Annotated in this window: 22 protein-coding genes; 15 read left to right on the top strand and 7 right to left on the bottom strand. The window is 65.0% G+C overall.

Annotated features, from left to right (window positions below; genetic code table 11):
* Nucleotides 1–44 precede the first annotated feature (44 nt).
* On the top strand, nucleotides 45–560 hold the full coding sequence (locus Q7W51_08605) for an adenine phosphoribosyltransferase (protein MDO8848429.1): 516 nt from the start codon (nucleotides 45–47) through the stop codon (nucleotides 558–560).
* 54 nt (nucleotides 561–614) lie between these two features.
* Here Q7W51_08605 and Q7W51_08600 read toward each other — a convergent pair whose 3' ends face one another.
* Nucleotides 615–1,739: a septal ring lytic transglycosylase RlpA family protein gene (locus Q7W51_08600; protein ID MDO8848428.1), complete on the bottom strand. Its 1,125-nt coding sequence runs from the start codon at nucleotides 1,737–1,739 to the stop codon at nucleotides 615–617.
* A 155-nt stretch (nucleotides 1,740–1,894) separates the two neighbouring features.
* Here Q7W51_08600 and Q7W51_08595 point away from each other — a divergent pair, with 155 nt between their 5' ends.
* The 14 genes from Q7W51_08595 (at nucleotide 1,895) to Q7W51_08530 (ending at nucleotide 14,533) form a co-directional block, all read left to right on the top strand.
* On the top strand, nucleotides 1,895–3,025 hold the full coding sequence (locus Q7W51_08595; GenBank protein MDO8848427.1) for an NlpC/P60 family protein: 1,131 nt from the start codon (nucleotides 1,895–1,897) through the stop codon (nucleotides 3,023–3,025).
* Between the two features lie 136 nt (nucleotides 3,026–3,161).
* Nucleotides 3,162–4,898, top strand: coding sequence for an indolepyruvate ferredoxin oxidoreductase subunit alpha (gene iorA, locus Q7W51_08590; protein ID MDO8848426.1), 1,737 nt, complete (start codon nucleotides 3,162–3,164; stop codon nucleotides 4,896–4,898).
* On the top strand, nucleotides 4,892–5,485 hold the full coding sequence (locus tag Q7W51_08585) for an indolepyruvate oxidoreductase subunit beta (protein MDO8848425.1): 594 nt from the start codon (nucleotides 4,892–4,894) through the stop codon (nucleotides 5,483–5,485). Before iorA ends, Q7W51_08585 begins: the two co-directional genes overlap by 7 nt.
* On the top strand, nucleotides 5,482–5,910 hold the full coding sequence (locus Q7W51_08580; protein ID MDO8848424.1) for an ACT domain-containing protein: 429 nt from the start codon (nucleotides 5,482–5,484) through the stop codon (nucleotides 5,908–5,910). The genes Q7W51_08585 and Q7W51_08580 overlap by 4 nt, the downstream gene beginning before the upstream one ends.
* Nucleotides 5,911–5,969: 59 nt before the next feature.
* Nucleotides 5,970–7,172, top strand: a complete 1,203-nt coding sequence (locus Q7W51_08575) for an ABC transporter substrate-binding protein (GenBank protein MDO8848423.1) — start codon at nucleotides 5,970–5,972, stop codon at nucleotides 7,170–7,172.
* A gap of 97 nt (nucleotides 7,173–7,269) precedes the next feature.
* A complete protein-coding gene (locus Q7W51_08570; protein ID MDO8848422.1) occupies nucleotides 7,270–8,466 on the top strand; it encodes an ABC transporter substrate-binding protein in 1,197 nt (398 codons plus the stop codon).
* Between the two features lie 40 nt (nucleotides 8,467–8,506).
* Nucleotides 8,507–9,385 (top strand): branched-chain amino acid ABC transporter permease, encoded by an 879-nt coding sequence (locus Q7W51_08565; protein ID MDO8848421.1) that lies wholly within the window; start codon nucleotides 8,507–8,509, stop codon nucleotides 9,383–9,385.
* An 11-nt stretch (nucleotides 9,386–9,396) separates the two neighbouring features.
* Nucleotides 9,397–10,413 (top strand): branched-chain amino acid ABC transporter permease, encoded by a 1,017-nt coding sequence (locus Q7W51_08560; protein ID MDO8848420.1) that lies wholly within the window; start codon nucleotides 9,397–9,399, stop codon nucleotides 10,411–10,413.
* A gap of 2 nt (nucleotides 10,414–10,415) precedes the next feature.
* Nucleotides 10,416–11,180 (top strand): ABC transporter ATP-binding protein, encoded by a 765-nt coding sequence (locus Q7W51_08555; protein ID MDO8848419.1) that lies wholly within the window; start codon nucleotides 10,416–10,418, stop codon nucleotides 11,178–11,180.
* Nucleotides 11,173–11,901, top strand: a complete 729-nt coding sequence (locus Q7W51_08550; GenBank protein MDO8848418.1) for an ABC transporter ATP-binding protein — start codon at nucleotides 11,173–11,175, stop codon at nucleotides 11,899–11,901. Before Q7W51_08555 ends, Q7W51_08550 begins: the two co-directional genes overlap by 8 nt.
* Before the next feature lie 13 nt (nucleotides 11,902–11,914).
* Nucleotides 11,915–13,219 (top strand): phenylacetate--CoA ligase, encoded by a 1,305-nt coding sequence (locus Q7W51_08545; protein MDO8848417.1) that lies wholly within the window; start codon nucleotides 11,915–11,917, stop codon nucleotides 13,217–13,219.
* A 28-nt stretch (nucleotides 13,220–13,247) separates the two neighbouring features.
* Complete coding sequence (locus Q7W51_08540; protein ID MDO8848416.1) at nucleotides 13,248–13,790, top strand: hypothetical protein; 543 nt, start codon at nucleotides 13,248–13,250, stop codon at nucleotides 13,788–13,790.
* Between the two features lie 20 nt (nucleotides 13,791–13,810).
* A complete protein-coding gene (locus Q7W51_08535) occupies nucleotides 13,811–14,209 on the top strand; it encodes an SH3 domain-containing protein (protein ID MDO8848415.1) in 399 nt (132 codons plus the stop codon).
* Between the two features lie 12 nt (nucleotides 14,210–14,221).
* A complete protein-coding gene (locus Q7W51_08530; protein MDO8848414.1) occupies nucleotides 14,222–14,533 on the top strand; it encodes a hypothetical protein in 312 nt (103 codons plus the stop codon).
* A 750-nt stretch (nucleotides 14,534–15,283) separates the two neighbouring features.
* Here Q7W51_08530 and Q7W51_08525 read toward each other — a convergent pair.
* From Q7W51_08525 to Q7W51_08500, 6 genes are all read right to left on the bottom strand, one after another.
* Nucleotides 15,284–16,597 (bottom strand): solute carrier family 23 protein, encoded by a 1,314-nt coding sequence (locus tag Q7W51_08525; protein MDO8848413.1) that lies wholly within the window; start codon nucleotides 16,595–16,597, stop codon nucleotides 15,284–15,286.
* Complete coding sequence (locus Q7W51_08520) at nucleotides 16,598–17,971, bottom strand: NCS2 family permease (protein ID MDO8848412.1); 1,374 nt, start codon at nucleotides 17,969–17,971, stop codon at nucleotides 16,598–16,600.
* Between the two features lie 213 nt (nucleotides 17,972–18,184).
* Entirely contained in the window at nucleotides 18,185–18,625 is a 441-nt protein-coding gene (dut, locus tag Q7W51_08515) for a dUTP diphosphatase (GenBank protein ID MDO8848411.1), read from the bottom strand.
* Nucleotides 18,626–18,629: 4 nt separating this feature from the next.
* The gene (locus Q7W51_08510) at nucleotides 18,630–18,875 is read right to left on the bottom strand and encodes a thioredoxin family protein (protein MDO8848410.1); all 246 of its coding nucleotides are present in this window, start codon (nucleotides 18,873–18,875) and stop codon (nucleotides 18,630–18,632) included.
* A 44-nt stretch (nucleotides 18,876–18,919) separates the two neighbouring features.
* Nucleotides 18,920–19,366, bottom strand: coding sequence for a transcriptional regulator NrdR (nrdR, locus tag Q7W51_08505; GenBank protein MDO8848409.1), 447 nt, complete (start codon nucleotides 19,364–19,366; stop codon nucleotides 18,920–18,922).
* A gap of 118 nt (nucleotides 19,367–19,484) precedes the next feature.
* Complete coding sequence (locus Q7W51_08500) at nucleotides 19,485–19,907, bottom strand: LysM peptidoglycan-binding domain-containing protein (GenBank protein ID MDO8848408.1); 423 nt, start codon at nucleotides 19,905–19,907, stop codon at nucleotides 19,485–19,487.
* Nucleotides 19,908–20,068: the final 161 nt, after the last annotated feature.

Here is a 20,068-nt window from a genome sequence, read left to right as displayed (position 1 = left end):
GCTGCGCTACACTGGGACGGTCGTCAACACCATAGGAGGAGCGCGTGGACCTCGAGCAGTACATCAGGGACATTCCGGACTTTCCTTCGGAAGGCATCGTCTTCAAGGACATCACGCCGCTTCTGGCGAGCGCGGACGGCTTCCGTGGCGCCATCGACACTATCGCGGACGCGTACGCAGACGCCGGGATCACCAAGGTGATGGGCGCCGAGGCCCGCGGCTTCATCTTCGGCGGCGCGCTCGCGTACAAGTTGGGCGCCGGCTTCGTGCCCGCGCGCAAGCCCGGCAAGCTGCCGTGGAACACCACGTCGTACAGCTATGCGCTCGAGTACGGCACGGACTCGCTCGAGGTGCACACAGACGCGTTCGCCGAAGGCGACGTGGTGCTCATCGTAGACGACGTGCTGGCGACCGGCGGCACTGCCGCGGCTAAGGCCGTGCTTGCCGAGAAGATGGGCGCGACGGTAGCGGGATTCGCGTTCCTCATCGAGCTCGACTTCCTCGGTGGACGCACGAAGCTCGGCGAGCCACAGATCGTGTCGCTGATCCACGTTACCTGATCCGAGTCGCTGTACCCTCCGCAGCCGTCCGGTGATTCCGGGCGGCCGCGTCTGTTACTCGGCGGGAACGACGATCTCGACCTGCACGGTCGCAACGCCGCCAAAGCCGAGCGCGGTTGCGGCCGCCTTTGAGAGGTCCAGGTCGCGGCCATCGATGTACGGACCCCGGTCGTTCACGTACACGATGATCCGTCGGTCGCCGCGCGTGAGCGCGAGCACGGTGCCGAAGGGGAGGGTGCGCGATGCGCATGTGAAGTCGTCCTCGTTGAAGATCTGCCCCGAGGCGGTGCCGCGCCCGTTGAATCCCGGGCCGTACCAGCTGCAGACCGCCGGGAAGGACTCGCCGGTGGAGCGGTAGTGGCGGGGCATGTAGCCGGATATCACGTACTCGAGGCCGGGGTGGGCGTCTACGGTGGCGGTCGCCCGGGGGATCTCCGTCCCGATCGGGATCGATGCGTCGCGCCACTGTTGGCGCGTGGACGCGTTGAGCTTCCGGGCCTGGAGCAGCGCTTCGCGAGCCTCAACCGTCAGCTGCACGACAAGCACCTCCTGCTCGGCGAGCAGGGTGTTCAGTGAGGCGATGCGCTCCTCGAGCGCCTGCTCGAGCGCGCGGTCCTGCGCCTGAAGGTCGGCCATGACGGTCTGCTGGTAGCGGGCATCGGCGGCGGCGACATTCAGGTCGGCGACCACGCGGCTGTCCTCTTCAACGATGCGCGTGAGCAGCGCCATTCGCGAGGCGAGCTCGGTCAGGGTGTCCGAGGAGAGCAGCAGCTCGAGCACGTCGTAGGAACCGCGCTTGTAGACGCCGACGATTCGCTCGCGGAACCGCATCTTGGCCTCGACCAGGTAAGCGTCCGCCTCGTCTACCGCGAGGCCTTGTTCGATGAGCCGCTGAGCTGTCACCGCAAGCCGTTCCTCGAGGGCGCGCCGGTCTTCATCGAGGCTGGTCATCTGCTGTTCGAGCTCGAACGCGCGTGCGGTGGCTGCATCGAGCTCGTCGCGGATGCCGGTGACATCGGCGGAGAGGTCGGCGAACGGGATGGAGAGCGCCGACGGCAGCGGGGAAGGCGTGGCCGGGACCGACGGGTCCGGCGGTGCAGTCTGCCCGTAGGCGGGTGCGGCGAGGACTGCGACGAGCGCGATCGCCGAGGCACGGCTGATGAGGCGGATCCGACGCATCGACCCTCCGGTCACGGTGCCGGTCACACGCACGGCAATCAATGGTAGCAGAAGGCGAATGGGGTGGTGTGATACACTCAGAAGGCAGCGGCAAGCACGGGCGGGCCACTGTTGCGGCCTCTGGACACACTATCAATCGCAGCACGGAGGTTGGGATGCGGATCGCCACCGCAAGGGCATCGCGCAGCGCGGCGGTTCTTCTCGCGCTCTCACTCCTCGCATCGCTCGTTCCGGCGGCTGCATTCGCCGCGCCCAGCACACCGGAGATCGAAGCCAAGCAGGCTGAGGCATCGGTCGCGCAGGCCGAACTCGAGCGGATGAACGCCGAACTCGAGGTCCAGATCGAGGAGTACAACGCCATCACCGAGTCGCTCGATTTCACCCGTGAAGATATCCGGGTCACCGCCGAACAACTCGAGTGTGCCAAGCAGGATCTCACGGAGGCTAGTACGACGCTGTCCGAGCGTGCGACGAGCATCTACAAGCGGGGCGGAACAAGCATGCTCGAGGTGTTCTTAGGTGCGCGCACCTTCGATGACTTCATGGCCCTGCTCGACCTCGCAGTGCGGATCAACCGCTCGGACGCCGAGATGGTCGTCGGGGTCAAGGAGGCCAAGGCGCGCGTGGAGTCCACCGCGCTCGCGCTCGAGCAGCGACAGGCCGAGCAGATGGCCCTCCAATCCGAAGCGAGCGCGCGCGCGGCGAGTATCGAGGCCAACGTGGTTGCACAGGAGCGTTTCGTCAGCGGACTCAACGGCGAGGTCAGGTCGCTCATCGCAGCAGAAGAGGAGCGACAGCGTCTGTTGGCCGCCGAGCGTGCGAGGCAGGCGGCGCTTGCAGCTGCCAATCGGTCGAAGTCATCGGCGGGCGATCGCGCGGCAAGCGATCCGTCAGCGCTCGGGTCGGGACACCCCGAGGTCGTGACCGTGGCGCTCGGGTACCTCGGCGTGCCGTACGTCTGGGGCGGGTCATCGCCGAGCGGTTTCGACTGCTCGGGGCTCACGCAGTACTGCTACCGGCAGATCGGCATATCGCTTCCGCGCACCAGCCAGTCGCAGTACCAGACCGGCCAGCACATCGCCCGTGACCGGCTCGATCTGCTGAAGCCCGGCGATCTCGTGTTCTTCGGCACCGGCGGCGACGGCGATCGTGTCCACCATGTGGGCATGTACGTCGGCGACGGCAACTACGTGCATGCGCCGTACACGGGGACGCTCGTCCGCGTGGATTCGCTGACGGCGCGGATCTCGAGCCGCGGCGACTACGTCGGAGCCTCGCGCTTGTAGCGCTTCCCACCCATCTGACCAGGCATAAGTCGGCTCGTGCATCCCCGTTGATGCATGTGCGCTGTGCTATGATTCTTCGAACTTCGCCATTCGGTCGCAGTGTATCCGTACGGAGGTGCTTGTGGCACGTGTGCTGATGTCGGGGAACGAGGCGATCGCGCGGGGCGCCTGGGAGGCCGGTGTGGCGGTCGGAGTCGGGTACCCCGGCACGCCGTCGACCGAGGTGCTTGAGAACCTGGTCGGCTACGACGGCGTCACGTGCGAGTGGGCTCCGAACGAGAAGGTGGCCGCCGAGGTCGCGGGAGGTGCGTCGTTCGGCGGCGTGCGCGCGCTCGTTACCATGAAGCACGTAGGACTGAACGTCGCCGCTGACCCGCTGTTCACCCAGGCATACACGGGCGTCACCGGTGGACTCGTGTACCTCGTTGCGGACGATCCGGGCATGCACAGCTCGCAAAACGAGCAGGACACCCGGAACCTTGCGATCGCCGCCCATGTCCCGGTCCTCGAGCCTTCGGACAGCCAGGAGGCGCTCGAGTTCGTTCGGGAGGCCTTCGACCTCTCAGAGCGCTGCGACATCCCGGTGATCGTGCGCATGACCACACGCGTCTCACATGCGAAGTCCCTCGTGCAGACCGGCGAGCGTACCGAGCGTCCGGTGGTTCCGTACGAGAAGAAGCTGCAGAAGTACGTCATGATGCCCGGCATGGCACGCATGAGGCGCGTGGATCTTGACGCACGCTGGAGCGCACTCAGCGCAATCGCCGAGGAGACCGGACTCAACCGCGTGGAGATGCGGGACCCGGTGCTCGGAATCGTGACCTCCGGCATCGCGTATGAGTACGTTCGCGAGGCCCTTCCCGAAGCTTCGGTGCTCAAGCTGGGGATAACAAACCCGCTGCCGGACAACCTCATCCTCGACTTCACCTCGAAGGTAGAGCGCGTAGCGGTTGCCGAGGAGCTGGGGCCGTACTTGAGCCTGAGGCTTCGCCTTCTCGGGGTCGAGGTCGTGGAGACCGGACTTCCGGCGATCGGCGAGCTCTCACCGGTAGCGGTGGGGCAGGCGTTCGGCATCCCGGCGCCCGATACCCGCGCTGCCATCCCGGACCTTCCGCCGCGACCGCCGCTGTTGTGCCCCGGTTGCCCGCACCGTGGGGTGTTCCACGCGCTGGGCAAGATGCGGGCCGTGGTCACGGGTGACATCGGGTGCTACACGCTCGCGGCCCTTGCGCCGCTCAAGGCGATGGACAGCTGCGTCTGCATGGGCGCGAGCATCGGCATGGCGCACGGGACGGAGCTTGCGGGAGGCGCCGAAGGTCCGGTGGTCGCGGTCATCGGTGACTCGACATTCGCTCATTCGGGCATGACGGGCCTGCTCCACATGTCGTACAGCGGGAGCACGGGCACCGTGGTCATCCTCGACAACCGCACGACGGCGATGACGGGTCACCAGGGCAACCCCGTGAGCGGCGTGGCGATCGGTGGCGGTACCGCACCGGCGGTCGATCTCGAGCAGCTTGCCCGTGCACTCGGTGCGGCGTCGGTGCGTACCGTTGATCCGCACGATCTCGCCGGAACGCTCGAGGTTCTGAAAGAGGAAACATCGGCCGACCACCTCAGCGTGGTCATCGCCAAGGCGCCATGCGTCCTCATCACCAAAGATCGCAAGGAGCCGTACGCGGTCGACGAGGAAGCGTGCACCAAGTGCGGGGTCTGCGTGCGTTTGGGGTGCCCGGCCATCTCGCGAGACGAGAACAACCGAGCGGTGATCGATACGTCGCTGTGCGTGGGTTGCGCGCAGTGCGTTCAGGTCTGCAGGTTCGACGCTATCGTGCAGGTCGGCCCGTCGTGCGACCTCGGAGGTGCATCGTGAGCGTGACCACGGTCGTCCTCGCCGGAGTCGGCGGACAGGGGACCATCCTTGCGGGAGACGTGTTGGCCAAGGTCGCGGTGGCCGAGGGCTACGACGTCAAGCTCTCCGAGGTCCACGGGATGGCGCAGCGTGGCGGCTCGGTGGACACGGTGGTTCGCTTCGGCGATGTGGTGCATTCACCGGTGGTCGACCCGGGCGTGGCTGACCACCTGATCGCCTTCGAGATCATCGAGGCCGCGCGCACGCTGAGGTACCTGCGCCCCGGAGGCCGGCTCGTCGTGAACAAGCGCACGGTGGCGCCGCTACCGGTGCTTATCGGCGATCTGCCCGCTCCCGAGGGTTTGGAGCCGGCGCTCGATGCCGAGGGCGCCATCTTCCTCGATGCCGAGGCGCTTGCGTGTGAGGCCGGAAGCCCGCGGTCGGCGAACATCGTGCTGCTCGGCGCGGCCTCCTATGGCCTTCCGTTCGCCATCGAAACCTGGCAGCGGATCATCGAGGGCCGGGTGCCGCCCAAGACCGTGGAAGCCAATCTGCGTGCTTTCCAGCTTGGTTCGGACGCCTGTGCGGAAGGGGTATGCGAGCTATGACCGAGAACACGTACGTGCGCCAACTGTCCGTCTTCATCGCCAACGAGGCGGGACGGGTGAGCGAGGTCACCGGCCTGCTCGGTGAAAACGGCATCAACATACGGGGCTTCTCGGTCTCGGACACCGCCGACTACGGCATCTTGCGCCTGGTGGTGGACAAGCCCGACGACGCGCTCGATACGCTGAAGAAGGCGGGATTCACGGTTCGCGAGAACCCTGTCATCTGCATCGACCTGCCAGACAGGCCCGGCGGCCTGGCGAGCGTGCTGAAGATCGTGGCCGATGCAGGGGTCAACATCGAGTACGTCTACTCTCTCGTCTCCACGTTCGTGGTGATCAACGTGGCTGACGTGTCGCGCGCACTTCCCCTGCTCGCCGACCGGCCGGTGCGGCTGGTCTCGCAGGATGACATCGCGGCGGTATGACCGCACGGAAGGCCTGAACGCGACCGGACATCGCGACAGACCGACAACTAGGAGGGGTGATGGGGATGGGTGTACGGAAATGGCTCGCACTCGCGCTCGCTATCGCGCTCGTGTGCATGCCGCTCGTGGGGTGCACAACTGATGGCGAGGACGAAACGACCGAGGAGACGACCGAGGAGGAGAAGGAGCCGTACGTCGTTGGCGCGGTCCTCTCGCTCACCGGCGCTCAGTCGGGGCTCGGCGCGCCGGAGAAGAACGCGATCGACATGGAAGTCGCGCGCATCAACGCCGAGGGTGGCATCAACGGTCATCCGCTCGAGGTGATCATCGAGGACGATGCGAGCAACGTGGACCAGGCGATCGCCGCCACCACGAAGCTCATCGAGCAAGACGAGGTGCTCGCGATCATCGGTTCGACCGGCACCGGGCAGACAATGGCGATGCGCGATCAGATCGATGCCGCCGGGATCCCGCAGGTGTCTCTGGCGGGTAGCCTGGTCATCACCAAGGAGTTCGACCCGCTCGTGTTCCAGACCCCGTGGTCCAACGCGCTGGTGGTCGCGACGACACTCCAGTACCTCGAAGACGAGGGCTTCACCAGCGTGGGCCTCATCACCGAGGACACCGGCTTCGGCAAGGACGGGCGTGACCTTGTGAACGCGACCGCAGCCGAATACGGCCTCACCGTGGTGAGCGACCAGGTATTCAAGCCGACCGACACCGACATGACCGGTCAACTGACGGTCATCAAGAGCGCGGGCGCGGATGTCGTGCTCATGTGGTCGTCGGTTGCGGCTTCGTCGATCGTGCCGAAGAACATGGCGCAGCTTGGCATGGCTGTCCCGCTCGTGGGTAGCCACGGCATCGCGCGCCAGGAGTTCGTTGACAGCGCCGGCGACGCCGCCGAGGGTACGGTCATGTTCGCCGGCAAGGTGCTCGCGCCCGAAGCGTACGGTGAGGGCACGCCGAGCTACGAAGCGGCCACCGGATTCATCGATCGGTACACCGAGGAGTATGGCGAGGCCCCGTCGAACACCTTCGCGGGACACGCCTACGACGGTCTGTACCTGGTCGTTGAGGCGATGAAGCGACTAGACGAGGGGTTCACCTCGGCTGACCTGCGCGATGAGATCGAGAACACGAGCGAGTTCGCCGGCATCGGCGGGCTGTTCACGTTCTCGGAGACGGACCATAACGGCATGACCGCCGACGACCTCGTCGGCTACAAGGCAGCCGGGGCAGCTTGGACGCTGCTCGAATAGCGGACGACCCTGCGGGCGCGGTTGCGGACGAGTGAGTCGGATGCAGCCGCGCCGCAGACAATGACGGCGGATCCAGGTGGACGGGGGATACGGACAGATGAGCACGACGAAGCGACTGGCGGCTTGTGCGCTTGCGGTGATCCTGGCGCTCGGCATCATGCTGCCCGCAGGCTGTAGCGAAGAAGAGAGCGGAAGCGGCGATACCGAGGAGGCTACGAAGGACCCCTACGTCATCGGCGCGGTTCTGTCACTCACCGGCGCGCAGTCGGGCCTCGGCACGCCCGAGAGGAATGCCATCGAAATGGAAGTGGCGCGTATCAACGCCGACGGTGGCATCAACGGGCATCCGCTCGAGGTGCTCATCGAAGACGACGCGAGCGATGTGGATCAGGCGATCGCGGCAACCACGAAGCTGATCGAGCAAGACGAGGTGCTCGCGATCATCGGCTCGACCGGTACCGGGCAGTCTATGGCGATGCGCGATGAGATCAACATCGCACAGGTGCCGCAGGTGGCGCTCGGGAGTGGGAGCATCATCACGCGTGAGTTCGACCCGCTCGTCTTCCAGACGCCGTGGACGGCCGACCTGATCGTGCCGCTCGCGCTTGAGTACCTCAAGGACGAGGGCTATGAGAAGGTCGGGCTCATCACGGAAGACACGAGCTTCGGCAAGGACGGGCGCGAGCTCGTGAATGCGACGGCCGCCGAGTACGGCCTTACCATCGTGAGTGACCAGGTCTTCAAGCCGACGGACACCGACATGACGGGTCAGCTGACGGTGATCAAGGGCGCGGATGCCGAAGTGGTGCTGATGTGGGCATCGGTCGCCGCCGCATCCATCGTTCCCAAGAACATGCAGCAGCTGAACATGGATCTCCCGCTCGTGTGCGCGCACGGTGTCGCCAAGCAGGAGTTCATCGACGGCGCGGGTGACGCGGGCGAGGGCGTCATCGCGTTCGCCGGCAAGGTGCTTGCGCCCGAGACGTACGGCGAGGGGAGCGAGGCCTACGAGGTCGCGACCGGGTTCGTCGAGCGCTACACGGAGGAGTACGGCGTCAAGCCAGACCACTTCGCAGGGCACGCGTACGACGGCCTGTACATCGTTGTGGAGGCCATGCGTCGCCTCGATGAGGGTTTCACACCCACAGACCTCAGAGACGAGATCGAGCGGACGTCGGAGCTTCCGGGAATCGGCGGCACGTTCACCTTCTCGGCGACCGACCATAACGGCATGAGCGGCAGCGATATCGTGATGTACCGCATCGAGAACGGCGAATGGGTGCTTGCGGAGTAACCTGCGACGTAGGCCGCGACCGGGCGGAGTGTGAACGCTGTTGGATGGCTCGGAGCTCCTGCAGCTCGTGATAGCTGGTCTCAAGAACGGATCCATCTACGCGCTGCTGGCGCTGGGCTTCACGATCGTCTATGCAGCGACGAACGTGATCAACTTCGCCCAGGGCGAGTTCTACATGCTGGGCGGGATGCTCGGTGTCTTGGGCTTCGATCGGCTCGGCCTGCCGATGGTGCTTGCGGTGCCCCTTGCGGTGCTGCTGGTCGCCGCTATCGGCATGCTCTTCGAGTTCACGGCGATCCGACCACGCAAGGATGCCGAGCCGATGGCGCTCATCATCATCACCGTCGGCGGCTCGCTTGTGTTTGCGTCTCTCGCACGACACCTGTTCGGGAGCGATGCGTTGTCCCTGCCCGAGTTCACGGCAGGGCCGTCGCTCGCGGTAGCCGGAGCGGCCATCGAACGCCAGACGCTCTGGATCTGGGGGCTGATGCTCGCTGCGGTCGCAGGACTCTCGTTCCTGTACAGCAAGACGCGTCTGGGACGGGCGATGCGTGCGTGTATGCAGAACCGTGAAGCCGCTCGACTGATGGGCATCGATACCGCGCGCGTGGTGATGATCAGCTTCGGGTTGGCCGCAGCGCTTGGCGCGCTCGCGGGCGTGGCCGTTACGCCGCTCACGTCGACCAGGTTCGACATAGGGACGGGCCTGGCGGTGAAGGGTTTTGCTGCCGCGATCCTGGGCGGGTTGGGCAGTCCGCTCGCTGCGGTTGCAGGCGGGCTGTTGCTGGGTCTGATCGAACAGGCCGTCATCCCGTTCTCGTCTGTGCTGAAAGACGTGGTCGCACTCGCGCTCCTGCTCGCTGTGCTCTTCATCCGTCCGCAGGGCCTCTTCCAGCGTGCACGCAAGGACAAGGTGTAGGCGTGGCGGGCGTGAAGCGACAGACAGCGCTGCGAAGCGTGATGATCGTGGCGGGCGTTCTGCTCGTACTGCTGGTGCCGCTCGCGGTCAGCGACAAGTACCTTCTGCGCATCCTCACGTACGTCGGGATCAATCTCATCATGGTGACCGGTCTGTCGTTGTTGTTCGGGTACGCCGGTCAGATCTCGCTCGGCCATGCCGCATTCTACGGTCTGGGGGCGTACACGTCGGCCTACCTCGCGAAGGCCGGAGCCCCGTGGATCCTCGCGCTCATCGGAGGAGTTGGTTGCGCAGCGCTCGGTGGGCTGTTGCTCGCGCTGCCGAGTCTCCGTCTCAAAGGCCACTATCTCGCCATGGCCACGCTGGGCTTCGGGGAGATCATGCTGTTCTTCTTCACCGAGACCGAGGCTGTCACCGGCGGTTCGAACGGGCTTCGAGGCATCCCCCCGGCGGGCATCGGACCGCTCGTGGCGGACACACCTGCCGCGAAGTACCTGCTCGTTTGGGGTGTGGCCTGTGCGGTGTTGGTGCTTGCGGCCAACATCGTCCGCCACCGGCCCGGACGCGCGCTGCGCGCGATCCACGGCTCGGAGATGGGTGCCCAGGCCTGCGGCATCGACACGGTGCGCGTGAAGGTGCAGATCTTCGTGCTTTCCGCGGCCCTCGGCGGGCTGGCAGGCGTGCTCTACGCCCACTACGTGGGTTTCGTGTCACCCTCTACCTTCACCCTGCACTACTCGGTCGTGCTGGTGACGATGGTTGCGCTCGGAGGGGCAGGGTCGCTCGGCGGGGCGATCGCGGGAACCGTTCTGCTCACGCTGCTGCCGTATGTGGACGCCATCGTCCCCGGGCTGCCTCGCGGCGTGGTCGAGTGGCTGCAGGACTGGGAGAGCGATATCCACGGCATCGTCCTCATCCTTGTGATGCTGTTCATGCCACGTGGGCTGGCCGGATGGGTGCGGTCGGTCGTTTCCAGGATCCGCGGACGCAATGCTCCGGCGGTCGCCAAGGCCGGTGATGCCGCATGAGCATGCTGTCGGTGCACGGCATCACCAAGCGTTTCGGCGGCCTCACCGCAGTCGACCAGGTCTCCTTCGAGGTGTTCGAGGGCACCATCCACGCCGTGATCGGACCCAACGGCGCCGGCAAGAGCACCGCATTCAACCTGCTCACGGGCTTCGAGAAGCCTGACGCGGGCACCGTCATGTTCGAGGGCACCAAGCTCACGGGCTTGCGACCTCATCGCATCGTGAAGCTCGGCGTGGTGCGTACGTTTCAGAACACGATGCTGTTCGACGAGATGACGGTCCTCGACAACGTGCTCGTGGGCATGCACGTGCGTATGCGCACCGGCTTCCTGGCGGCTTCGATCGTGTTGCCGAAGGTGCGCACAGAAGAACGTCTTGCGCGCGAAGAGGCGCACCGGTTGCTGCGGCTGGTGGGGCTCGACGGCATCGCCGACGTGAAGGCCGGCGATCTCCCGCACGGCCAGCGGCGGCTGCTCGAGATCGCGCGCGGTCTCGGCGCGCAGCCGCGGCTGATGCTGCTCGACGAACCTGCGGCAGGCCTGAACAGCGCGGAGACGGCCGAGCTTGCCGACACGCTCAGGCGGATCCGCGACACCGGTGTGACGCTGGTGGTCGTTGAGCACGACATGGGCCTCGTCATGGATGTGAGCGATGAGATCGTCGTTCTCAATGAGGGCAGAAAGATCGCCGAAGGACCCCCGCGGCTCATCCAGAAGGACCCTGTCGTGATCGAGGCGTACCTCGGTGAGGAGGCCGCCGATGCTTGATGTCGAGGGCGTCATCGCCGGTTACGGGCGTATTCCCGTGCTGCACGGGGTCTCGCTTCGGGCGGGGAGGGGAGAGATCGTCACGCTCGTGGGTGCGAACGGCGCGGGCAAGTCGACGCTCCTCAAGGTCATCGCGGGCGTGCTACCGGCCCGTGCCGGACGCGTGATGCTCGAGGGCGCCGACATGACGACAGTTCCCGTGCATCGTCGCGTAGGACGCGGAATCGTACTCGTCCCGGAGGGGCGCATGCTCTTCGCGTCGATGACGGTGGAGGAGAACCTCGCCCTCGGGGCGTATCTGCGGACCGGCCGCGAGGCGAAGCGCGCACTCCAGGCTGACCGCGAGCGCGTCTTCGAGCTGTTCCCGGTACTCGCCGACCGCCTCAGGCAGCCGGCAGGCACGCTCTCTGGCGGCGAGCAGCAGATGCTGGCGATCGGCAGGGGGCTGATGTCCGATCCGTCGGTCCTATTGCTCGACGAACCGTCGCTCGGTTTGGCGCCGAAGGTCATCGCCGAGATTTTCTCGGTACTCGACCGCCTCCGGGAGTCCGGGCTCACGATGGTGCTCGTGGAGCAGGATGCAAAGCTCGCGCTCAGGTATGCCGAGCGCGGATACGTTATGCGTACGGGTTCTGTCGTTCTGGAGGGACCGTCCGCCGAACTGCTCGGCAACGATGATGTGCGCCTGATCTACCTCGGCGCGTGGCACAACAAGGAGTAGGAGAGAGACCCTCATGCCCATCTGGAACCCGGAATACGAGACCATGAGCCGGCCCGATCTCGAGGCACTCCAGCTGCGACGGTTGCAGTCGACGGTAGCCTGGGTCTACGAGCGCGTGCCGTACTACCGGGAGCAGCTCGACGCCTTAGGTGTGAAGCCGCGCGACATCAAGTCGCTTGCGGACCTGCGGCACCTCCCGATGACGGACAAGACGGCGCTTCGCGACACATACCCCTTCGGGATGTTCGCGGTGCCGCTCGAGCAGGTGGTTCGAATCCACTCATCGTCCGGCACCACCGGCAAGCCGATCGTGGTGGGGTACACCAAGGGCGATCTCAACACCTGGTCGGAGCTCACAGCGCGTATCGCCTCGGCGGCAGGCGTGACCGAGCGCGACCGAGTGCAGATGGCCTTCCTCTACGGTATGTTCACCGGCGGCTGGGGCATGCACTACGGCATGGAACGCGTGGGTGCGACCGTGTTTCCGGCAGGGTCGGGCAACACCGAGCGGCACCTGATGATGATGCAGGACTTCGGTACGACCGTGATCGTCTGCACGCCGAGCTATGCGCTCTACATCGCCGAGGTGGCCGAGAAGATGGGTATCGATATGCACGCGCTGCCGCTCCGCGTCGGCCTGTTCGGCGGCGAGCCCTCCGGTGAGGGGATGCGCGACGAGATCGAGCGGCGTTTGGGAATCCTTGCCACCGACAACTACGGCCTCTCCGAGGTGATGGGTCCCGGCGTCTCGGGTGAGTGCGAGCATCAGTGTGGGCTGCATATGGCCGAGGACCACTTCCTGTTCGAGGTAGTGGATCCGGTGACCGGGGAGCCGCGCGCGGAGGGGGAGGAGGGGGAGCTCATCATCACCTCCCTCACCAAAGAGGCGTTCCCGGTGCTCCGCTTCCGCACGCACGATCTCACCGTCATCGACCGCACGCCATGCGAGTGTGGTCGCACGAACGCCCGCATGAAAAAGGTGCGTAAGCGCACGGACGACATGCTCATCATCCGCGGTGTGAACGTGTTCCCGAGCCAGATCGAAGACGTTCTGCTGAAGGTCGAGGGCGTGGAGCCACACTATGTCATCATCGTTGACCGTGCAGGCGCGCTCGACCAGTTGGAGATCCAGATCGAGGTCGCCGAGGAGATGTTTTCCGACGTGATGAAGGACATGATCGTCTTCACGCGGACGGTGAGCGACCAGATCGCCTCGGCTGTAGGTTTGCACGCTAAGGTAACGCTGGTCGAGCCTGGTACTATAGAGCGGACGGCAGGCAAGGCCCGCCGTGTCATCGATCGGCGGCAGTTCCAGTAGCGGGTTCCGCACGAAGGTAGGAGACGGCGTGCTGGACGGATGGACTCCCTACGCGATCATCGCGGGCACCGCGGCCGTTCTCACGGTCGCTACCATCGTGTTCGCGCGTATGGCCTGGCGGCGCCAGGTGCGTCGATATCTGGTCGGCCTGCTTGGCCGACGCGAAGCCGTGGGCGCGGCCCTCAAGACCGCTGACGGTGAGGTTCGCGCGCTCGCGGGTGGCACGGTGGATGACCTGCTCGCATTCGCAGACGCCGCGTCCGAGGAGCGTCGGGCGGTCCGTGAGATCGCCGAGCGCATGAGGATCGAGGCCGCGGAACTCGCGGACCTCGCGCTCCCGAAGAAGCTTTGGCCGCTCGCTGACAGCCTGGGTGCTGCGGCGTCATCGCTTGCCGAGCAGGCCGGCAGGGTAGGGGACGGAGAGGGCGAACCGGTACTCGACGCGCTCATTGAACTTGATCTGGAACCCGCGCGCGTAGCGCTTCTTGAGGCCGACGGCCACATCGCGGCGGCATCGACCGCGTACGAACTGACTGATTCATCCGTGTACGGTGGGGGCCTGTACATCTAACGGGGGACGAGGGGAGTGCCATGCCATACGACGACCGCTCATCTTTCGCGAGGACCGGGATACGTATCGTGCGGGTGGTCGTGCCCTGGGTCGGGCTCCTGATCGTGCTTCTCGTGCTGTGGTCGTTCGTGACCGACTATCGCACTGCGGCGGATTCGAATGAGTCGACGGCGACGGTCGAGGCCACCCAGACACCAGGCGTGGTGCTCGCGGGCGAGCCGTACGTGCAGGTTCTCAGTGATGGTCTCAACCTCAGGGCGGAGCCGTCCACGACTGCAGCAGTCGTGAAGGTGCTTTCGGCGGATCAGCAGCTCGCGTTCATCGAAGAAGGCATCGGATGGTACCGCGTTCGTGACGCGGAGGGCATCGAGGGTTGGGTGGCCGCCGGCGGACGCTACACGGAACTCATTCAGCCGTAGAGGAGTATGCACGTGAGCAGGGCCATCGGGGCGGCATCGGACTTCTACCGGCTGCGGGTGATGACGGTCGACACGACTGACGCAGTCGACTTCGAGTGGCGAGAGGACATCCTCTACCGCAGACCACCAAACGCCGACATCGTGGACGACCGGGCACACACGGTTGAAGCGGTACTGCTCGACGATGACGAGATCGCCTTCCCGCTCAAGACCTTCGACGACCCCGCCGAGGCACGCGTGTGGCTCGAGGATCGGGAGGGGGAGCTCGAGGAGATGACCAAGTCCGAGTTTGAGGGCGCTTACTTCCCTGAAGGCTGGGTCTGATCTCTCCGCATCACACCGCACGTACGCTCGTTGCCCCGGCGCGGTGCATCGGGTTTGCCCCGCCTCCGCAACAGGCATGGAGCACCAGGGAAGACCTTTCAACGCCCCGCATTCGCGTCTTCCTGGTATGCGTACTCTACAATTACCATAAGATACATTATCGGGCGTAGTAGTCGACCACGGAGAGATCGTGTGGTGCGGGTTGTGCCCGGTATCAGCCGAACTCAACGTCTGACCTCAACCCTGCGTTGTGGACGTATCAACGGCCGCATGACGTCCTGTGGCCTGCACACGGCGCTCTGAGTGTCGCCCGACGCTCTGCGTCCGATCACTGCGGCGTGTCCAACTGCGTGTAAGGCTCGGCCCCGGGTTCGAGCCTTGATACTCGCACTGAATGTCCTGCGCGTGGCTGTGCTACCTGCCACGTTGCCCGGTGAAGCCCAGGTGCCCTGGTATGACACCTGCGGCACCTTCTCGCGGGTGTCCGGGGTGCAGCCTGCGATGAAGCGACGGCCGGCGGTATCGGAGAGAAGTCCTAGGGACGGGCCGGGATCAAGGCCGAGCCAGCCGCACCACTCATTGCACATTCCAGTACAGTTACCATAAGATAGATGGGTGGTCGGTATGCTCTCCTTCGGCGCTTGCCGATGCTCAGCGCCGGGAGCTGAAGCGGCCCCGGGCCGCGGTGTTCGCAGTCCGGGGCCGTCAGGTCCCGCATACGCCTGGGTGCGACGTATGAATGGGTCTCCCCTACGCTTCTGCGGCTTCCTCGGCCAGTTCGGCTGAGAAGTCCGGTGAATCGAGAGCTAAGCCCTTCGACTCCCGTGGCAGAATCAGGTTGAGCAGGATGCCGAGGAACGTCGCGGTCGCCATGCCTGGGAGCACATAGTCGCCGAGCGGGATCGTTGTGCCGGTGGTCTCCATCCCGATGCCCACGACGAGTACGACACTCGAAAGAATCAGGTTGCGGCTGTGACCGTAGTCGATACCGCTCTCCACGAGCATCCGCAGGCCGGAGCTCGCGATCAGGCCGAACAGGAGAAGCGAGATGCCTCCCATGACCGGCGTCGGGATCGACTGGATGAGGAACTTGAGCTTCGGTACGAAGCCACCGATCACGAACGCGAACGCGCCTGCGTACCAGAAGATCTGCGTCGCATAGACCTTCGTGACGGCCATGACGCCGATGTTCTCCGCGTATGTGGTCGACGGGGAGCCGCCAACCATCGCGGAAAGCGCGGTGGCCAGCCCGTCGCCGGCGAGCGACTCGGGCAGCAGCGGGGTGAAGTCCTTTCCGACGATCTCGTTCACCACGAGCAGGTGGCCGATGTGCTCGATTATCACCACGAGCGCCACCGGTGCGATGATGAGGATCGCTCCCAGGTCCCATTCCGGGAAGACGAGTGTGGGGAGGCCGACCCAGGCGGCGTCGAGCACCGGCTGGAAGTCGACCATACCCATGGGAATCGCCGCTACGTAGCCGACGATGATGCCCAGGAGCACCGGTATCGTGGAGAGGAAGCCCTTGAAGTAGCTCGAGAAGGCTATGGCTGCCCCCAGGGTGATGAGAGCGATGATCAGGTTCTCGATTGCGAAGGTGTCTCCTGCTCCCTTGGTGGCCATGCCGACCGCCACACCGGCCAACCCGAGACCGATGACGATCACGACCGCGCCCACGAGGGCCGGCGGCAGGACCTTGTTGATCCAACCCGTGCCGAATCCCTTGATGATGAGGGCAACGACGACGTAGAGCAGGCCGCCGACCACCAGACCGCCGAGAGCAGCAGGAATGCCCTTGGTGGCCGCTACCGCGGCAATCGGCCCGATGAATGCGAAGGACGAGCCGAGGTAGCTCGGAATCTTGTTCTTGGTGAGTATCAGGTACAGGATCGTGCCCGCGCCGGAGGTCATGATTGCGAGCGACGGGTCGAGCCCCGTGAGGAGCGGAACGAGCACGGTGGCACCGAACATGGCCATCAGATGCTGCAGCGCAAGCGGGATCGCCTGAATGATAGGCAGCTTCTCGTCAGTCTGTATCACTTTGCGTTCAGCCACGTCAGCCACCTATCCGATCGCAGCCTGGATGCTGGGCAGGATGAAGGCAACGACGAAGGCCACGCTCACGACGTACATCAGCCAGTGGATCTCGCCCGCCTTGCGGTTGAGGAGCTTGATGAGTACGTAGCTGATGAAGCCAAGGCCGATGCCGTAGCTGATGTTGTACGTGAGCGGGATGCCGACGATCACCAGGAACGCCGGGAACGCGTTCTCAAAGTCGGTCCACGGAATCTCCTTGATATTGGTCATCATGAGGAAGCCGACCACGATGAGCGCCCCAGCGGTTATGGAGGTCGATCCGCCGACCATGGCGATGAGCGGTGTGAAGAACACCGTCAGCGCGAACAAGACGCCCGTGACGACCGATGTGAGGCCTGTGCGTCCGCCTTCGGCCACGCCAGCAGCAGACTCGATGTAGGTCGTGATCGAGCTGGCACCGAAGAGGCCGCCGACTGCCGCAGCGGCAGAGTCGACCGCGAGGATGTTGCGGATGCCGGGGACCTTGCCGTCTTTGCCGACGAAGCCGGCCTGCTCGCCCACGGAGAGCACCGTGCCCATCGTGTCGAAGAAGTCCGTCAGCATGACGGCGAACACGAACAGCAGCAGCGTGGGGGTGAAGACCTGCAGCAACGCGATCGAGTCGGTCCCCTCAGGCGTCTGGAACGGCGCAAAGAAGGTAGCGAAGTCGGGCGTCGCGACGATTGCGGTGGGAAGGCTCGTGACCTTGAAGATGAGGGCGGCCACGGCTGCAACAAGGATGCCCCACAGGATGTCGCCCTTCACCTTGAGTGCCATGAACGCAAAGATCGCGACCAGGCCGATCAGGGTGACCCAGACCGCAGGCTTGCTGAAGTCGCCGAGCTGGACGAGCGTGGCCGGGTTGGCAGTGACGATGCCGCCGTCGACCAGGCCGATGAAGGTGATGAACAGGCCGATGCCCACGCCGATCGCGCGCTTCAGGTTGATCGGGATGGCGTTCATGATGGCCTCGCGCAGCCCGGTGAGCACCAGCAGGAGGATGACGATGCCTTCGACGAAGACGACCGACATACCCACCTGCCACGGAACGCCGGCGCCGAGGATGATGCTGAACGCGACAACGGCGTTGAGGCCCATGCCCGACGCGAGCGCGAGCGGCCTGTTCGCGATCAGGCCCATCGCGATGCACATGAGGGCCGCACCAAGGGCGGTGGCGGTAGCGAGAGCGGGGATCCAGTCGGCACCGGTCTCGCCGAATGCCGCCGAGAGGATGCCCGGGTTTACGAAGATGATGTACGCCATGGTCATGAAGGTCGTGATTCCCGCGATCAGCTCGGTCTTGAACGAGGTGCCGCGTTCACTGAACTTGAAGAACTTCTCCACAGCATCAGCCTTTCTCATTCGCAGTCTTTGTGGGTTCCCACCCGAGGCCGATCCCTCCGGACGGGCATCGGGGCGGGTTTGGCGAGCGGGTCCTTCGGGACGCAGCGCTCACACGATCAGGCGTCATGCCGGCAGTGGCGATCCCCCCTCCCGCAGGCTGTGGCGAATACGGTGATCTGAGCGCGAAGGCCCTGACAGGCTGCGGTGCGACCGCGGGAGCTGCGAACGGGGTCAGACACCCGTGCTCCCGAATCCCTGGTCTCCGCGAGCCGTCTCGTTGAGATCGTCGACCTCAACGAGGGTGGCCTGCTCGACGCGCTGGATGACGAGTTGTGCGATCTTCTCCCCCCGCGAGATCGTAAGCGGCTCGGTGGGGTCGAGGTTGATCGCGATGACCTTGATCTCTCCGCGGTAGTGCGAATCGATCAGGCCGGGCGTGTTGACGAGGGACAGACCGCGCTTGAGAGCGAGTCCACTGCGGGGCTGAACGAAGCCGGCGTGACCCTCGGGTATCGCGATCGCGATCCCGGTCGGGATGAGTGCGCGCTCCAGAGGCGCGAGCGAACGGTCTTCAGCCGCGTAGAGATCGAGCCCGGCATCGCCCTGATGAGCGTACGTGGGCAGTGGAAGATCGGGGTCGAGGCGCTTGATGGCGATCGTGACGGGTGACATGGGGTCAGTTCGCCAGTACCGCGCGCAGATCGGAAGGATCAGGAGTGGTGCCGCGCCACGCCGCGACCTCTCGACCCGAGGAGTCAACGACAACGATAGACGGCACGCCGGTGACGCCGAGGAGCGACGCCTCCGTGATGCCGCTGACGTCGCTCACGTCATAGATCGAGAGATTGGAGATCCCCTCACAGGCTGCGCGTGCTGCGGGGCACTCGGGACAGTCATCGCGTACGAAGAGCTTCACTTCCATGGCCGGAGTCCCGTTGTCCCTTCGTCAGCTGCGTGTGCGAGCGGTTATCCGAGCTTCTTGAGTTCTGATGTGAAGCCGTCCAGGTCCGCGAACTCCTTGTAAACGGACGCGAACCGGATGTACGCGACCTTGTCGAGCTCGAGCAGCCGGACGAGGACCATATCGCCGAGCTGCTTTGCAGGGATCTCGTACTGCATCGCGTTGTGCAGCTCGGACTCGATGTCGTCGATCAGGGCTTCAAGGATAGTGGGCGTCACGGGGCGCTTTGCCGTGGCCACCGCCAGGCCGCGGAGGAGCTTGCCGCGATCGAACGCTTCGGTGGAGCCGTCCTTCTTGAGGACCATGAGCGGCATATCTTCGCGTCGCTCATACGTCGTGAAGCGCTTCGCGCATTCAAGGCATTCCCGACGTCGGCGGATGGCGTCCTGAGCGTCAGAATCGCGGGAATCGACGACCTTGGTCTCGCTGTGACCGCAAAACGGGCACTTCATCGGCGTATCCCCCATATCTAGGACTGGCGAAAGCCTAGCACACAAGATATGGGGCGACAACACCAGGGGCCGCCGGGGTCGACTTGTCGGCGAGGTGGTTCTGAGCTGCGGGAATCCGCTAGCGCTGTGCGAGCGCCGTGGCGCACGAGGACGTAGCCGGAACGAGCAGGGTATCCCCCACCTGCAGCATGCCGGTGGCAAGCCCGTTCTCCTGCGCGATGAGCTGTACGGTCTCTGGGGTGGAGAGTCCCTCCACCGGATGCGCGGATGCGAGGGTCCACAACGACGCGTTCGGCTCAATGGAGACGCTGGTCCAGCCTGTCGGAGCGGGAGGCTGCGGATCGGCCAGCATCGCCAGTGCAGCGACTGACACAGATGCGATCACCAGTGCGACGACGGCGGCAGTGGCAAGGGCGCTTCTGCGCTCAAGCGTCAGCCGCGAACTGCGAAGGGCGCGCCGCGCGCGCCGCGAACGCTCGCCGACAGTCGGTGCAGTGACCGGTACTCCGTGCGCGGATGTGATGCCGATGATGTGCTGCATGACCCGTACCTCCCATTCGTGCGGCTACAGCGACACCCTAACCGCCGGGTCTGACACGCGTTCTCCGTACGGCCGAACATACGTTCGCTCTCTACGATACCGAACACCTGTTCGCTGCGCAAGAGCAAATACGAACATGTGTTTGCACCACAGAACCCCGT

Source organism: Coriobacteriia bacterium (genome assembly GCA_030652115.1).
Taxonomy (GTDB): domain Bacteria; phylum Actinomycetota; class Coriobacteriia; order Anaerosomatales; family Anaerosomataceae; genus UBA6100.
Note: the sequence above shows the minus strand (reverse complement) of the source record. Positions and strands in the feature narration are given on the sequence as shown.

Bases quoted from the DNA above. Each gene is read 5' to 3' on its own strand.
- Q7W51_08600 (MDO8848428.1), bottom strand. From the start codon at position 1,739: ATGCGTCGGATCCGCCTCATCAGCCGTGCCTCGGCGATCGCGCTCGTC.
- Q7W51_08595 (MDO8848427.1), top strand. From the start codon at position 1,895: ATGCGGATCGCCACCGCAAGGGCATCGCGCAGCGCGGCGGTTCTTCTC.
- iorA (MDO8848426.1), top strand. From the start codon at position 3,162: ATGTCGGGGAACGAGGCGATCGCGCGGGGCGCCTGGGAGGCCGGTGTG.
- Q7W51_08580 (MDO8848424.1), top strand. From the start codon at position 5,482: ATGACCGAGAACACGTACGTGCGCCAACTGTCCGTCTTCATCGCCAAC.
- Q7W51_08575 (MDO8848423.1), top strand. From the start codon at position 5,970: ATGGGGATGGGTGTACGGAAATGGCTCGCACTCGCGCTCGCTATCGCG.
- Q7W51_08570 (MDO8848422.1), top strand. From the start codon at position 7,270: ATGAGCACGACGAAGCGACTGGCGGCTTGTGCGCTTGCGGTGATCCTG.
- Q7W51_08555 (MDO8848419.1), top strand. From the start codon at position 10,416: ATGCTGTCGGTGCACGGCATCACCAAGCGTTTCGGCGGCCTCACCGCA.
- Q7W51_08550 (MDO8848418.1), top strand. From the start codon at position 11,173: ATGCTTGATGTCGAGGGCGTCATCGCCGGTTACGGGCGTATTCCCGTG.
- Q7W51_08545 (MDO8848417.1), top strand. From the start codon at position 11,915: ATGCCCATCTGGAACCCGGAATACGAGACCATGAGCCGGCCCGATCTC.
- Q7W51_08535 (MDO8848415.1), top strand. From the start codon at position 13,811: ATGCCATACGACGACCGCTCATCTTTCGCGAGGACCGGGATACGTATC.
- Q7W51_08520 (MDO8848412.1), bottom strand. From the start codon at position 17,971: ATGAGAAAGGCTGATGCTGTGGAGAAGTTCTTCAAGTTCAGTGAACGC.
- dut (MDO8848411.1), bottom strand. From the start codon at position 18,625: ATGTCACCCGTCACGATCGCCATCAAGCGCCTCGACCCCGATCTTCCA.
- Q7W51_08510 (MDO8848410.1), bottom strand. From the start codon at position 18,875: ATGGAAGTGAAGCTCTTCGTACGCGATGACTGTCCCGAGTGCCCCGCA.
- nrdR (MDO8848409.1), bottom strand. From the start codon at position 19,366: ATGAAGTGCCCGTTTTGCGGTCACAGCGAGACCAAGGTCGTCGATTCC.
- Q7W51_08500 (MDO8848408.1), bottom strand. From the start codon at position 19,907: ATGCAGCACATCATCGGCATCACATCCGCGCACGGAGTACCGGTCACT.